The organism is Galactobacter caseinivorans (assembly GCF_003640665.1).
Classification (GTDB): Bacteria; Actinomycetota; Actinomycetes; order Actinomycetales; family Micrococcaceae; genus Galactobacter; species Galactobacter caseinivorans.
The window spans coordinates 1-13,210 of the sequence record NZ_QQXL01000006.1; the positions used below are offsets into that span (position 1 = coordinate 1).

General features: G+C 66.7%; 13 protein-coding genes. 4 read left to right on the top strand and 9 right to left on the bottom strand.

What is annotated here, in order from left to right:
* Positions 1 to 503: 503 nt before the first annotated feature.
* The 4 genes from rlmB to DWQ67_RS10025 form a co-directional block, all read right to left on the bottom strand.
* Positions 504 to 1,502 carry a 23S rRNA (guanosine(2251)-2'-O)-methyltransferase RlmB gene (gene rlmB, locus DWQ67_RS10010; RefSeq protein ID WP_121485480.1) on the bottom strand — a complete coding sequence of 333 codons (999 nt, stop codon included), beginning with the start codon at positions 1,500 to 1,502 and terminating at the stop codon, positions 504 to 506.
* 247 nt (positions 1,503 to 1,749) lie between these two features.
* A complete protein-coding gene (gene cysS / locus DWQ67_RS10015) occupies positions 1,750 to 3,249 on the bottom strand; it encodes a cysteine--tRNA ligase (protein ID WP_121485481.1) in 1,500 nt (499 codons plus the stop codon).
* Positions 3,250 to 3,298: 49 nt separating this feature from the next.
* Entirely contained in the window at positions 3,299 to 4,495 is a 1,197-nt protein-coding gene (gene ispD / locus DWQ67_RS10020; RefSeq protein WP_121485482.1) for a 2-C-methyl-D-erythritol 4-phosphate cytidylyltransferase, read from the bottom strand.
* 120 nt (positions 4,496 to 4,615) lie between these two features.
* Entirely contained in the window at positions 4,616 to 5,101 is a 486-nt protein-coding gene (locus DWQ67_RS10025) for a CarD family transcriptional regulator (RefSeq protein ID WP_121485483.1), read from the bottom strand.
* A gap of 224 nt (positions 5,102 to 5,325) precedes the next feature.
* Between DWQ67_RS10025 and DWQ67_RS10030 the strand changes: the two genes are divergently transcribed.
* Positions 5,326 to 5,886 carry a hypothetical protein gene (locus DWQ67_RS10030; protein WP_121485484.1) on the top strand — a complete coding sequence of 187 codons (561 nt, stop codon included), beginning with the start codon at positions 5,326 to 5,328 and terminating at the stop codon, positions 5,884 to 5,886.
* A 145-nt stretch (positions 5,887 to 6,031) separates the two neighbouring features.
* Here DWQ67_RS10030 and DWQ67_RS10035 read toward each other — a convergent pair whose 3' ends face one another.
* Both DWQ67_RS10035 and DWQ67_RS10040 read right to left on the bottom strand, forming a co-directional pair.
* On the bottom strand, positions 6,032 to 6,712 hold the full coding sequence (locus tag DWQ67_RS10035) for a response regulator transcription factor (RefSeq protein WP_121485485.1): 681 nt from the start codon (positions 6,710 to 6,712) through the stop codon (positions 6,032 to 6,034).
* The gene (locus DWQ67_RS10040; protein ID WP_121485486.1) at positions 6,709 to 7,893 is read right to left on the bottom strand and encodes a sensor histidine kinase; all 1,185 of its coding nucleotides are present in this window, start codon (positions 7,891 to 7,893) and stop codon (positions 6,709 to 6,711) included. The genes DWQ67_RS10035 and DWQ67_RS10040 overlap by 4 nt, the downstream gene beginning before the upstream one ends.
* 193 nt (positions 7,894 to 8,086) lie before the next feature.
* Between DWQ67_RS10040 and phoU the strand changes: the two genes are divergently transcribed.
* The gene (phoU, locus tag DWQ67_RS10045) at positions 8,087 to 8,758 is read left to right on the top strand and encodes a phosphate signaling complex protein PhoU (RefSeq protein ID WP_121485487.1); all 672 of its coding nucleotides are present in this window, start codon (positions 8,087 to 8,089) and stop codon (positions 8,756 to 8,758) included.
* A 95-nt stretch (positions 8,759 to 8,853) separates the two neighbouring features.
* Here phoU and DWQ67_RS10050 read toward each other — a convergent pair whose 3' ends face one another.
* Positions 8,854 to 9,612 (bottom strand): phosphoglyceromutase, encoded by a 759-nt coding sequence (locus DWQ67_RS10050; protein ID WP_121485488.1) that lies wholly within the window; start codon positions 9,610 to 9,612, stop codon positions 8,854 to 8,856.
* 174 nt (positions 9,613 to 9,786) lie between these two features.
* Between DWQ67_RS10050 and DWQ67_RS10055 the strand changes: the two genes are divergently transcribed.
* Together DWQ67_RS10055 and DWQ67_RS10060 are read left to right on the top strand one after the other, a co-directional pair.
* Positions 9,787 to 10,515: a class I SAM-dependent methyltransferase gene (locus DWQ67_RS10055; protein ID WP_233556048.1), complete on the top strand. Its 729-nt coding sequence runs from the start codon at positions 9,787 to 9,789 to the stop codon at positions 10,513 to 10,515.
* A gap of 81 nt (positions 10,516 to 10,596) precedes the next feature.
* Positions 10,597 to 11,646, top strand: coding sequence for a hypothetical protein (locus DWQ67_RS10060; protein ID WP_147433664.1), 1,050 nt, complete (start codon positions 10,597 to 10,599; stop codon positions 11,644 to 11,646).
* Positions 11,647 to 11,684: 38 nt separating this feature from the next.
* Here DWQ67_RS10060 and DWQ67_RS10065 read toward each other — a convergent pair whose 3' ends face one another.
* Positions 11,685 to 12,017: a DUF2516 family protein gene (locus DWQ67_RS10065; RefSeq protein WP_121485491.1), complete on the bottom strand. Its 333-nt coding sequence runs from the start codon at positions 12,015 to 12,017 to the stop codon at positions 11,685 to 11,687.
* Positions 12,018 to 12,034: 17 nt separating this feature from the next.
* Positions 12,035 to 13,192, bottom strand: a complete 1,158-nt coding sequence (locus tag DWQ67_RS10070) for a trans-sulfuration enzyme family protein (RefSeq protein ID WP_121485492.1) — start codon at positions 13,190 to 13,192, stop codon at positions 12,035 to 12,037.
* Between the last annotated feature and the right edge of the window lie 18 nt (positions 13,193 to 13,210).

Here is a 13,210-nt window from a genome sequence, read left to right on the forward strand (position 1 = left end):
AACACACAAACAAACACCACTTCAATAAATAAAACGGTGTCAACAAACTTGGCACACTATTGAGTTCTCAAACAACGAACACCCCACCAACTACCCCCAACCCAACGGCCAGGATCACTACAATGAGACCACCCAAACCCCCACAAAAACCGCGGAAATCCAGGAAAACTACGCCCCCCAACACCCTCTGAAACAACCAGAACTCGTTGCGGCGACAAGAGAAAACAATACACCCCACACCACCCCACACCAAATCGGGCACACCCACCACCCCAGCCGGCCGCGCAGCGTCTCGCTTCCGCGTGATCTCGCGGAATCTGCCCGCGTGACCACCCGCGTTCACCCAGCCAGGCTTGCGTTTGTGGTCCAAATGTGACGCGGGTTACTTTGCAGAAGTTATCCGGCCCGGCGCTGAGCCCCAGGCACACAGAAGGGCGGCCCGGAAACCCGGACCGCCCTTCTTGTGCGCTGAAGCCTCAGCACCAGTTTTCACACCAGCCAGGTCAGACCCCGGCGTCGGAGCGCTTCCGCGAGATCTCGTAGAGCGCGATGCCCACGGCCATGGACGCGTTCAGCGATTCCATGGCTGAGTCGATCGGGATGGAGACAATCTGATCGCAGTTCTCTGCCACCAGGCGGGAGAGGCCCTTGCCCTCGGCACCCACGACCACAATCAGCGGCTCGGAGGCCAGCTCCAGGCCGGGGAGGTCAACATCGCCGCCACCGTCAAGGCCCACCACGTAGTAGCCCATCTGCTTGGCGTGCTTGATCACGGAGGTCATGTTGCTTGCACGCGTCACGGGGATACGGGCTGCCGCGCCGGCGGAGGTCTTCCACGCGGTGGCGGTCACGCCGGCCGCGCGACGCTCGGGCACCATCAGCGCCTGCGAGCCAAAGGCGGAGGCCGAGCGGATGATCGCGCCCAGGTTGCGGGGATCGGTGATGCCATCCAGCGCAATGACCAGCGGCGGGTGGGCCACGTGGCCCTTCTTGTAATCCGTCACCAGGCTGGTGAGGGTCTCATCTGCATCCGGGTACTCATACGGCGGCACCTGCAGCACCACGCCCTGGTGCACGGACTCATCCGTCATGCGATCAAGCTCGGTGCGGGACTGCTCCATCAGCGGAATGCGGCGCTCCGCAGAGATCTTCAGGATGTCGCGGACGCGATCATCCGTCTCCAGGCGCAGGGCCAGGTGAAGTGCCTTGGCGGGGATGCCGGCGCGCAGCGCCTCTAGCACCGAGTTGCGTCCGGAGACGTACTCCTCAGCGCGACGGTTGCGACCGCTGGGGCGGCGCGACTGGGCGCCGGTGGCACCCGGACCGCCGGCACGCTTGGCCTCGGAGCGCTCCTTGAGCGTCTTGTTCTTGTGGGCCTTGTGATAGACGCGATCCTCCGCCTTGGGCGTGGGACCTCTGCCTTCCAGAGCTTTGCGGCCAAGCCCGCCCGAGCCCTTGAGGGGGCCCTTCTTGTTCCTGGGTGCCTTGTTGGGGGCGGACATGCCTGACCTCTCGTTGGTAAAACGCTGCGCCGGTGGACGCCACTTCATTCTACCGAGCCGAGGCAAACCGAGAGTAGGGCTTGTGAGCAGTCGCACGACAGGAAGCTGTCATAGTGCGTTCAGATGGCAAGATTCCTGCCCGACGGCGTGGGGTGCCCGGCCGCGCCGGGCGCGGGTCTGCGACGGTCTGGGCGGACCAGGGGCGGACCTGGGGCGGACCAAAGGAGCTCGCCGCTTCAGCACCGAGTTAATCGCGCTTGAGCGACCAACTCACGCCGTCCGCTCCGTCCGCCACATCGATGCCTGCCACAGCCAACTCATCGCGCAGGGCATCGGAGGCGGCCCAGTCCTTGGCGGCACGTGCGGCGGCCCGCGCCTCGAGTCGCCCGCGAACCAGCACGTCCAGCGCCGCATCAGCCGCGGAACCGGACGCCGCCGGCGCACCCGACCCGGCGTCGTCGAGCCCCAGAAGTGAGGTCATCAGCCGAACCTGCGCCAAAGCAGTGGCGCCCGCCTGCGCATCCCCCGCGTCCAGTGCCACGTTGCCCGCGCGCACCGTCTCATGCAACGAGGCCAAAGCCTGAGGCACGTTCAGGTCCTCATCCATCGCGGCGGCGAAGGCGCTGGGCACCTCAGCAGCGGGCACCTCAGCAGCCGGAACCTCAGCGGCGGGCACCTCTGCGGCGGGCTCGGCTCCACGTGCAGCGACTACCGCCGCGGCACGCTCCACAAAACGATCGATCCTCTCCACCGCCGCGCGAGCCTCCTCAAGGGAGGACGGCGAGTAGTCCAGCTGCGAGCGGTAGTGGGCCTGGCCCAGGTAGTAACGCACCACGCGCGCCGGCGCCATGGAGAGCATTTGCGCGGGAGAGATGGTGTTGCCGATGGACTTGGACATCTTGTCGCCCTCGTAGGTCACCATGCCGTTGTGCATCCACAGCGTCGCGAAGGCGTCCCCGGCTGCCGCAGACTGCGCCAGCTCGTTCTCGTGATGCGGGAAGCGCAGGTCAAGGCCGCCGCCATGGATATCAAACGCGGAGCCAAGGTACTTGCCAGCCATCGCGGAGCATTCCAGGTGCCAGCCGGGCCGGCCGCGGCCCCAGGGGCTGGGCCACGAAGCCGTCTCCGGCTCCCCCGCCTTGAACCCCTTCCACAGCGCGAAGTCGCGTGCATCTCGCTTGCCTCGCGGATCCGCATCCGTCGCGGCCTGCATGTCATCCACCCGCTGGTGCGTCAGGGCGCCATACTCCGGGAAGGAGCGCACATCGAAGTACACATCCCCTGAATCATCCGCGGACGGGTAGGCGTGGCCGGCATCAATCAGGCGCTGGATCAGCGCGTGCATCTCCGTGATGTGGCCGGTGGCGCGCGGCTCGTAGGTGGGAGTCAGCACGCCCAGCTGCGCATAAGCGTCTTGGAAGGCCCGCTCAAAGCGATAAGAGAGGGCAAACCACGGTTCGGCGGCGCGGTAATCCGGACCAAGCGAAGCGGGATTCGAATAAGACAGAGCCGATTTCTCAAGGATCTTGTCGTCAATGTCGGTGACGTTGCGCACCACCGTGACGTTGAGCCCACGGTGTTCCAACCAGCGGCGCACCAGGTCAAAGGCCACCGCCGAGCGGACGTGGCCCACGTGCGGCATGCCCTGCGTGGTGGCGCCGCAGTAGTACAGACTGGCCTGCCCTGGTACCAGCGGCTCAAAGTCGCGGACGGTCTGGGTACGGGTGTCATAGAAGCGCACGTTCACGCGCCCCAGGCTAGTGCACTGCGCCGCTGTGGCGCCCCATGCCGTGACGTCACCTTTCGGCCGGGACCAGGAGCGCGACGGCGCGCGCCGAGATTCCCTGCCCGGCCCCCTCGAACCCGAGGCCGTCGCTCGTGGTGGCAATGACGGAGACCGGGGCCCCCACCACGGCGCTGAGCACGCGGTCCGCCTCCTCGCGTCTCCCAGCGAACTTGGGCCTGTTTCCCACGAACTGGATGGAAATATTGCCGATCTCGAATCCGGCCTGCCGCACCACCTGGCAAGCTGCGCCCAGGAGTGTGGCCCCGGAGGCGCCCGCGTATTCCGGCCGGTCGGTGCCAAAGTGCGTTCCCAGGTCACCCACGCCGGCGGCGGAGAACAGGGCGTCGCAGGCTGCGTGCGCCACCGCGTCCCCATCGGAGTGCCCGGAGAGCCCCCGCTCCCCCGGGAAGTGAAGGCCCGCAAGCCACAGCTCCTGGGCGGGGTCATCCGAGAAGGCATGGACGTCGATGCCAAGACCCACCCGGGGCAGCACCGCCCGTGGAACGGGCACGGCTTGCTCCTGCAGCCAGCGCTCCGCCCAGGCAATGTCCGCGGGGTGGGTGATCTTCAGCGCCTGCTCCTCCCCCTCCACGACCTGGACTATGGAGCCGTTGCGCTCCATCAGCGCCGCGTCATCTGTGGCACCGGAGTCACCCGCTGCGGCGTGTGCACGGCGCAGCAGTGCGGCATCAAAACCCTGCGGGGTTTGCACGGCGCGCAACCGCGAGCGGTCCGGGGTGGAGGTGACGCGCTCCTGCCGATCCACCTGCTTCAGTGTGTCCACCACTGCCAGCCCTGGAACGGCGGCCACCGCGCCGTTGGACAACGCCGACTGGACCCGCTGGTACTGAGCCTTACTGGTCAGGGCCCGAGCGGCGTCGTGCACCAAAACCCTGCGCGCCTGTCCGATCTGTGCCAGGCCGGCCGCGACCGACTCCTGTCTTGTCTGCCCGCCCTCCACGGCGAGCACCTCCACGCCCTCGCGGCGGGCTGCCTCGATGCTCGCGTCCAGGCGCCCGTCCCCCGGCGGGGTCACCACCACCACTCGGGACGCAAGCTCGGGATCCACCGCGACCCGCAGCGCGTGCGCCAGGATGGATTCGCCGGCCACCTTGGCCAGCGCCTTGGGGACTCCGGCGCCCAAGCGGGTGCCGGATCCGGCGGCCACAACGATGATGGCGGTGCGTTCTGCGTGGTTCTGGGTCACGCGGTCAGCCTATCTGGCCGGCCCCGCCCACCACCCGGAACACAACGATGGCCCGCACCCCTCATCGGGATACGGGCCACCATCAGGACCGAGCCGCTCATGCGGCGGGCGGTGCCGGGACTACTTGGTCTCCAGGACCTCGTCCAGCACGGCCTCCGCCTCGGTCTCATCAAGCTTCTTGGCCAGGGCCAGCTCTGAGATGAGGATCTGGCGCGCCTTGGCCAGCATGCGCTTCTCTCCAGCGGAGAGCCCACGATCATGCTCGCGGCGCCACAGGTCACGAACAACCTCTGCCACCTTGTTCACATCACCCGAGGCCAACTTCTCCAAGTTTGCCTTGTAGCGACGCGACCAGTTGGTGGGCTCTTCAACGTGCTCGGCACGCAGGACCTCAAAAACGTGATCAAGGCCCTCCTGGCCCACCACGTCCCTGACGCCAACCAAATCAACGTTCTCTGCGGGAACCTCGATGGTCAGGTCGCCCTGAGCCACGCGCAGCTTCAGGTACATTTTTTCTTCGCCGCGGATGGTGCGCATCTTGATCTCTTCGATCATTGCTGCACCATGGTGGGGGTAGACCACCGTCTCGCCAACCTCAAAAACCATGTGGATAATCCCCTTTCCAGGGTTCCCAGTTTATCACGAATGGACGCACCAGACGAGGCCCACACCACAGCCCCACCGAACATCACGCTGTTAGCTCGGCATCGCGTGGATCAACAACCGGTCCTACTCACTCGATTGGGCGACTAGACTCGCCTTAATGGGGTCCACTCGCACCCGCGCGGACCCGCGTACCCCGTTGCCCACCCTCTCGAGGAGCGATCCAAGTGAAGAACCCCGCGAAGAACCGCATCCGCCTCGCGGCCTCCGCCGCTGCGTTGGCCGTGCTGGCTCTCGGCGCGACCGGCTGCGGTGCCATCAACGATCAGGCCACCACCATCCACTACGACGCCTCTGACGGCGTCTCCGTGTGGAGCGATGCCCTGCAGGGCCGCAACCTGCTGCTCGTCACCAACGGCGCCGACCAGCAGGCCCGATTCATCGGCCAGGTCTCCAACCCCACTACGAAGAAGGCGACCTTCACGATTGCCTTTAACGGCAAGAACATCTCCCTTCCCGTGGAGCCGCAGTCCTCCGTGAACCTGCAGGACGCCAAGTACGCCGAGCAGTTCACGGTGCCGGGCATGGACGAGGGCAAGAACAAGACCACGAATCCGGGCCTTGCCGTCACCACGAGCATGACCCCGGGTGATGACACGGCGCAGGACATCGATGTTCCCGTCGTGAACGGCACGCTCAAGGACTACGCCGCCTTTGTCCCGGGCGGCTCCGACAAGGACGCGCGCAAGCACCTGGAGCCGGCAACGGCAGAGGGCGCAGAGCACTGATCTGACCGCGAGCCTGTAGCTCACAGCAACGCCGCAGGGGCGGCACCATCGTGAAGATGGTGCCGCCCCTGCGGCGTTGCTGGCGGACCTTACCGTGAGGGCCAGGCCCTCACGGTCTCAGCCCTCAGCCCTCAGCCCTCAGCCCTCAGCCCTCAAACTTGTACCCGAGCCCGCGCACCGTCACCAGGTGCGTGGGGCGGGCGGGGTCCACCTCGATCTTGGAGCGCAGTCGCTTCACGTGCACATCCAGCGTCTTGGTGTCCCCGACATAGTCGGAGCCCCACACGCGATCAATCAGCTGGCCGCGGGTCATGACCCGGCCCGCGTTGCGCAGCAGCATCTCCAGCAGCTCAAATTCCTTGAGGGGAAGCGAGACTCGTTCCCCCGCCACGGTGACGACGTGGCGCTCCACGTCCATGCGCACCGGCCCTGCCTCCACGGTCGCGGACACCAGTTCCTCCGGTTCACCCTGCCTGCGCAGCACGGCACGGATGCGCGCCACCAGCTCGCGGGCCGAGTACGGCTTGGTCACGTAGTCATCCGCGCCAAGCTCCAGGCCCACGACCTTGTCGATCTCAGAGTCCTTGGCCGTCAGCATGATCACCGGGACGTTGGACCGCTGGCGCAGCTGCCGGCAGACCTCGGTGCCGGGAAGCCCCGGCAGCATCAGGTCCAACAGCACAAGGTCCGCCCCGTGCAGGTCAAACTCCCGCACCGCGTCCTCGCCGTCGTCCACGACCTGAACGTCGAAACCCTCGCGTTCCAGGAGGAACTGCAGGGGATCGCTCAACGATTCCTCGTCCTCCACCACCAGGATGCGTGTCAACGTTTCTCACTTTCCCCGACGGGCTCGCCGTCGGACCTTGCTTGGAGCGCATCGACGCGCTCACCCTGCTCCTCGCTTTCGGGGAGCCGGACAGTAAAGGTGGAACCCTGACCTGGCTGCGACCAGAGCGTGACTTCGCCTCCGTGATTGGAGACCACGTGCTTCACGATGCTCAGGCCAAGCCCGGTGCCGCCGGTGGACCGCGAACGCGCCGTGTCCACCCGGTAGAAGCGCTCAAAAACGCGCTCCTGCTCATCCACGGGGATGCCCGGGCCCTGATCGGTGACAGAGACGGACACAAGCCCGTCCCGTTCCCTGATCCCGACGCCCACCGTGGTGCCCTCTGGCGAATACCGCAGTGCGTTATCGATGAGGTTACGGAAGGCGGTCATCAGCAGGTCCGGATCGCCAAAAACAAAGGCATGCGTGTCTCCGCCCACCCCGATCTTGACGCCGCGTTCCTGCGCCAAGAGTGCGGTGCGGTCCACCGCCTCGCTCAGGATCTCGCGCAGGTCCACCACGGTGCCCTTGAGCACCACGTCGGTCCCCTGCAGGCGGGAGAGCTCAATGATGTCCTGGACCAGCTCAGCCAGGCGCCGAGCCTCCTTGTCCATGCGGCCGGCAAAACGCCGCACCGCGACCGGGTCATCCGCTGCGCTGTCGATGGCCTCTGCCAGGAGTGAGACGGCACCGACCGGCGTCTTGAGCTCATGGGACACGTTGGCAACGAAGTCGTTGCGCATTGCTGCCGTGCGGGTGAACTCGGTGCGGTCATCAGCGATGACCAGCGTGTGTTCTCCGCCCAGCGGCGCCACGCGCACGTGGACCACAATGGAACCCTGTCCAAGCGGGCCGCGAGGCAGGTCGAATTCGCCTTCCTCGATGACGCCCTCGGCGCGCACACGGCGCACCAGGTCCACCAGCTCCTGGTGAACCAGGGAGTGCCCACGCACCAGGCCGTAGGCGTAAGAGGAAGGGTTGGCGCGAACCACGCCGTCCACGTCATCCACCAAGACAAAGGCGCGCCCAATCACGGAGAGCACGTCCGCCGCGCCGGCCGGAAGCTCCGGCTCAACGTCAGGCAGGGCCATGACCCGCCCGCGGCGGGTCATGCGGTACGCAAGCAGACCGACCACGCCCAAGGCGAGGCCGACCAAACCAGCCAGCAAAGCGGTGATCATTTGGGGGTCCACCCTGCAAGACTAACCAGGCAATCAAGGGGGCATCCGCCCCTGAACCCTTCCCCGCGTCGTCGTTCACCTGATGTTCACCCGCCTCCTTCCTTTGCTTCACCTGCCCCTGTGAGAGTGGACGCACACGGGTTGTGCCCTGCTATCTTGGGCGCTACCAACACCGTCACGAAAGGACGCTTGCGTGCGCAAGGTATTTCAGGCCGAGCTGCAGTCCATCGGCGAGGAACTCGTCGAAATGACCCAGCTGGTCGGTATTGCGATGGAACAGGCCTGGGCCTCGTTCACCAACGTCGACACCGAGCTGGCGCAAGAGGTCATTGCGGCCGACGCCCGTATCGATTTCAAGCAGAACCAACTGGATGAGCGTGCCATCGACGTGCTGGCCCTTCAGGGTCCCGTCGCCTCGGACCTGCGCATGATCGTGGGATCACTGCGCATGTCCGCCTCGCTGGAACGCATGGGAGATCTGGCCCGCCACATCGCCCAGCTGACCCGCCTGCGCTACCCGGAGCCGGTGGTTCCGGAGGTCATCATGTCCACGTTCTCGGAGATGGCACGCCTGGACATCGCGATCGCCAAGGACCTGGGCGAGCTGCTGGAGACGCGCGATCCTGAGGTGGCTCGTCGCATCATCGAGTCCAACCGCCAGATCGACGACCTGCACGCGTCCGTGTTCCGCGTCGTCGCCAGCCCCGACTGGACCGGGTCCGCCCCGACCACGGCTGACACCACGCTCACGAGCCGCTACCTGGAGCGCTTTGGCGATCACGGCGTCTCCGTGGCCCGCAAGGTGACCTACCTCGTCACCGGCGAGTGGGAGCCGGGACTGGCCGGCGAAACGCCGGTCGTCTAACAGGCAAACGCCACGGCTCACGCAAGCGAGCCAACCAACGGCGAAGGCCCGCACCCTCCAGGGGTGCGGGCCTTCGCTGTGTTTCGGTGCAGCGACTAGTGGGACTTGCCCTGGTTCGCCACGGCGGCCGCATTGGCGGCGGCTGCCTCGGGATCAAGGTAGGTGCCACCCGGGTTGAGGGGCTTGAAGTTCTCATCCAGCTGGTAGACGAGCGGGATGCCCGTGGGGATGTTCAACGCCGCGATGTCGTCATCAGAGATGCCGTCCAGGTGCTTCACCAGCGCGCGCAGCGAGTTGCCGTGGGCGGCGACCAGGACGGTTTTGCCCTGGGTCAGGTCCTCCTTGATGGAGCCCTCCCAGTACGGAAGCATGCGCTCCAGCACGTCCTTGAGGCACTCGGTGCGCGGGGCGTCATCCCCCAGCGCCTCGTAGCGCTCGTCGCCCGCCTGGGAGAACTCGTTGTCATCCGCCAGGGGCGGCGGGGCGATGTCGTAGGAGCGGCGCCACGTCATGAACTGCTCTTCGCCGAACTCCTGGCGCACCTGCGCCTTGTCCTTGCCCTGCAGCGCGCCGTAGTGGCGCTCGTTCAGGCGCCAGCTGCGATCCACGGGGATCCAGGAGCGGCCGGCCTCCTCCAGCGCCAGGTTGGCGGTGAGGATGGCGCGGGAGAGCAGCGAGGTGTGCAGGACATCCGGCTTGAGCCCGGATTCCTTGAGCATGGCACCGCCGTTGCGGGCCTCCTCGCGGCCCTTCTCCGTGAGGGTCACGTCGACCCAGCCGGTGAACAGGTTCTTCTCGTTCCATTCGCTCTGGCCGTGGCGGAGCAAGATGAGGGTGTGCGTCATGCCTGCCATCCTATCCAGCGGGCCGCTCCGGGTGGCGGAGGTGACCTGCTGCCCGACGCTCGCGGCTGGGTACGGCGCGCCGCTTAGACTGGGTGCGTGGTCCAGAAGGCGCGCGATTTCGCATCTCATGGCGCGCACGGCCCGCAAGGGAACGTGACGCGTGGGACCACTCACACCCAAAGAATGCGCCGTGTTGATCGCTGGATGAGCGGGACGCGGGCCGGGCTTCTGCGCCACGGCGAGCCGCTCGTCGTGGACCTCGGCTTTGGCGCCTCTCCCTCCACCACGGTGGAGATGTTCACCAGGCTGCGCAGCCTCAACCCCGCGCTGCGGGTGCACGGGCTGGAGATTGAGCCAGAGCGCGTGGAGCGCGCGCGGGCGGCGCAGCGGGACGGGCTCAGCTTTGGCCTGGGCGGCTTTGAGCTGGACGTGTCTCCCGCGCCCACCGCGGTGCGCCTCTTCAATGTGCTGCGCCAGTACCGCGAGGAGGACGTGGAACAGATCTGGTCGTTGCTCACCTCGCGCCTGGCTCCCGGGGGGTTTGTGGTGGAGGGGACGTGTGATGAGCTGGGCCGCCGCGCCACGTGGGTCACGCTGGAGCGCGGGGGCCCTGTGGCCTTGACGCTCTCCACCCACCTGGCCACCCTCGGAGCGCCGTCGGACCTCGCGGAGCGCCTGCCCAAGGCGCTGATCCACCGCAATGTGCCGGGAGAGCGCATCCACGCCTTCTTCCAGGCCGCGGACGCCGCCTGGGCGCAGTCAACCGCCGTGGCGCCCTTCGGGCTGCGTCAACGATGGCGATTCATGGCGGCGCGGCTCAAGGAAGGCGGTTGGAACCTGCTCGACGACGCTCACCGCTGGCGACTGGGAGAGGTCACCGTCGCGTGGGGTGACGTGGCACCGGGACGCTAGGCAGCGTCGTCGGGCTGTTTCCAGCACGTCAACTCAGCGCGGACCGCTCCGCATATCCCCCTGCCTGATATAGTCCATTCGATGGATCAGATCAGCGGAACATCCGAATTACCCCCGTCAATTCACGGTAAGACTCGCGTCTCTCGAGGCGCCTTGTGGCGCACCTGGACGTGGGTCGCCTGGTTTCTCGCGCTCTTTATCCCGTTTCACTCTGTCTTTTTTGATGCAGGGTGGGAGTCACTGGTGCTCTGGGTATTCTCACCGATCCTGGTGCCGGGCTTCGCCCTGCTCAACTTGCTGCCGCGGTTCGTTCTGCGCCGTCGCGGTCACATGAACACTCCGCTGCCCATAGCGACGATCTTGCCGGTGCACTGGGCTCTGGTCTTCACTGCTGTGTTGAGCCTCGGCGGGACCACCGATGCCGGGGACCTGCCGTCAGGCCTTTCCTTGCTCGTCGGCCAGCCCCTGTGGCCTGACGTCGAGGAGAGCATCACCCTGGTGTGCGCAATCGGCGCCCTATCGATGTGGCTGGCCATGGTGATTCTGAGCTTCATCCTGAAACCGTCCACGCGATGGCGGGGCAGGGTCCTTGCCCCCGCCCTTGCTTGGAGCACGGCAGTCTCGCTCATCGTCGCCGCGCCGTTCGTCGCCGCCACTCTCACGTCCTACGTCCCTGACGGCTCGGGGATTCCACTTCGAGACGCCAAGGCGCGCTCTGCGTTGGAGGAGTCAGAGCTGGCTAGCAAGCGAGGGATCGACACCCACCAAGAGCTGGTTCGCGTGCGCCAAAAGCTCGCGCCCAACGAAAGCGACATGGACCCCCTGTACCCGGAAGGGACTTACGGGTCCGATTCCAACGATTCATACCGCATATCGCAGAGCTTTACCTCGCCCACCCCCCTCCATACCGACGAACCAGGCTTCGCAGCCATGCTCCACGAACTGGGGTACAGCCCGGAGGGCTACTACTGGCAAAACGCTAGTGGTCAGCGACTCCGCGCAACGAATGCCGACGATGGCCGCACGAACATCGAGATCATGTCCCCTTGGTGGTGGGGAGATTCGGAGATCGCTAGTGATGCCACACTGGCTCTCAGGAAATCGGGGCAAGTCGGCGCGACTGCGCCATAGTCCCTAGCGGGCCGGTGAGCTATGCGTCGCCGTGCGGCTCAGGACCAGCTGCTGCCCTTGCCGGAGACGGCCGGGCGTACGTCCGCCAGGTAGACGCCTGCGGCCACGGCCGCGGCCAGCGTGAAGATGCCCACGCCGGCGGAACCGCCAAAGGCCCACACGGCCTGGAAGGCGAACCAGAAGGAGAAGAAGGTCACCACGGCGGCAACGCCGGTGATGGCCACCCAGGCCTTCTTGGTGAGCTTGCCCATGGACTGGAAGTTCGCGGCCGGGCGGCGCACGCAATCCAGGAACGCCCAAATGCACAGCCCAGCGACGAAGAGCGTGACGGCAACAAAGATCCACGAACCGATGGCATAGGCAATGAGCATGAGATTCAGTGTACGGATCAGCCCTGTGAGGCGGCAGCGCCACGCAGGCCGCGCTGCAGATCAGCCCATAGGTCCTCCACGTGTTCAATCCCGATGCTCAGGCGCACCAGCTCCTGCGGCACCTGCGCCGGCTCGCCCGGATGGCGCTGGCGGCGCTCCGCGAGTGACTCCACCCCGCCCAGGCTGGTGGCCGCTGTGAAGAGCTCCAGCGAGTCCACAAAGGCCTGCGCCGCCCCCTGCCCACCGGCCAGTTCCACGGAGATGATGGCCCCAAAGCCGCTCATCTGCGCCGCGGCTCGGTCATGATGTGGGTCGCTGGGCAGCCCGGGATACCGCACCCTGCTCAGCGCCGGCTCCTCGCTGAGCCGCCGCGCCAACTCCCCAGCGCTGGCCTCCGCGCGGTCCAGGCGCAGCGCCATGGTGCGCAGCCCGCGCAAGGCCAGCCACGCGTCAAACGCTCCCGGCACCGAGCCGGCCAGCGTGCGTCGCCTCGCCAGGGCGTCGCGCAGTGCCTGGTTCTTGACCACCACCAGGCCCATCAGCACGTCCGAGTGGCCGGCGATGAACTTCGTAGCCGAGTGCACCACCACGTCAGCACCCACCTCCAGGGGGCGCTGACGCAGCGGGGTGCTAAACGTGTTGTCCACGACCACGGTGACACCGGCGGCCTGGGCCGCCGGACGGATGGCGGGCAGATCCGCCACATCCAAGAGCGGGTTACTGGGGGACTCCAGCCAGATCAGATCCGCCCCCTCCAGCGCGCCGATCACGGCAGCCGTGTCTGCGGAATCCACCTCCCGCAGGCTCAACGCCCCGTCCGCGGCCAGCTCGCGGGCCAGGCTCGCCGTGCCGTTGTAGGCGGTGCGGGGGATCACGGCCACGCCTCCGATGGGAACCAGCGAGAAGGCGGCGGACACCGCGGCCATGCCAGAGGCGTACGCCAGGCCGGGGACGGGGCTGGATTCCAGGGCTCCGATGGCCGCCTCCAGCGGCTCCCAGGTGGGGTTGGAGTAGCGCGCATACACGCGCTCACCCGGGGCAGGCTCCCCAGCGCCCACGAACGTAGAGGTGAGGACGACGGGCGGGTTCAGCGCCGCGCCCGTGGTCCGCTCCGGGCGGCCAAGCGCCACCACGGCGGTGCTGGGGTCTAACTGATCGGGGTGCGAAGAAGTCATGCCACCACCCTAGAACCG

Excerpts from the sequence above, each read along its gene's own strand:
- DWQ67_RS10050 (WP_121485488.1), bottom strand. The coding sequence starts at position 9,612 with ATGGCAGGCATGACGCACACCCTCATCTTGCTCCGCCACGGCCAGAGC.
- DWQ67_RS10055 (WP_233556048.1), top strand. The coding sequence starts at position 9,787 with ATGCGCCGTGTTGATCGCTGGATGAGCGGGACGCGGGCCGGGCTTCTG.
- DWQ67_RS10065 (WP_121485491.1), bottom strand. The coding sequence starts at position 12,017 with ATGCTCATTGCCTATGCCATCGGTTCGTGGATCTTTGTTGCCGTCACG.
- rlmB (WP_121485480.1), bottom strand. The coding sequence starts at position 1,502 with ATGTCCGCCCCCAACAAGGCACCCAGGAACAAGAAGGGCCCCCTCAAG.
- DWQ67_RS10040 (WP_121485486.1), bottom strand. The coding sequence starts at position 7,893 with ATGATCACCGCTTTGCTGGCTGGTTTGGTCGGCCTCGCCTTGGGCGTG.
- DWQ67_RS10025 (WP_121485483.1), bottom strand. The coding sequence starts at position 5,101 with ATGGTTTTTGAGGTTGGCGAGACGGTGGTCTACCCCCACCATGGTGCA.
- DWQ67_RS10060 (WP_147433664.1), top strand. The coding sequence starts at position 10,597 with ATGGATCAGATCAGCGGAACATCCGAATTACCCCCGTCAATTCACGGT.
- DWQ67_RS10070 (WP_121485492.1), bottom strand. The coding sequence starts at position 13,192 with ATGACTTCTTCGCACCCCGATCAGTTAGACCCCAGCACCGCCGTGGTG.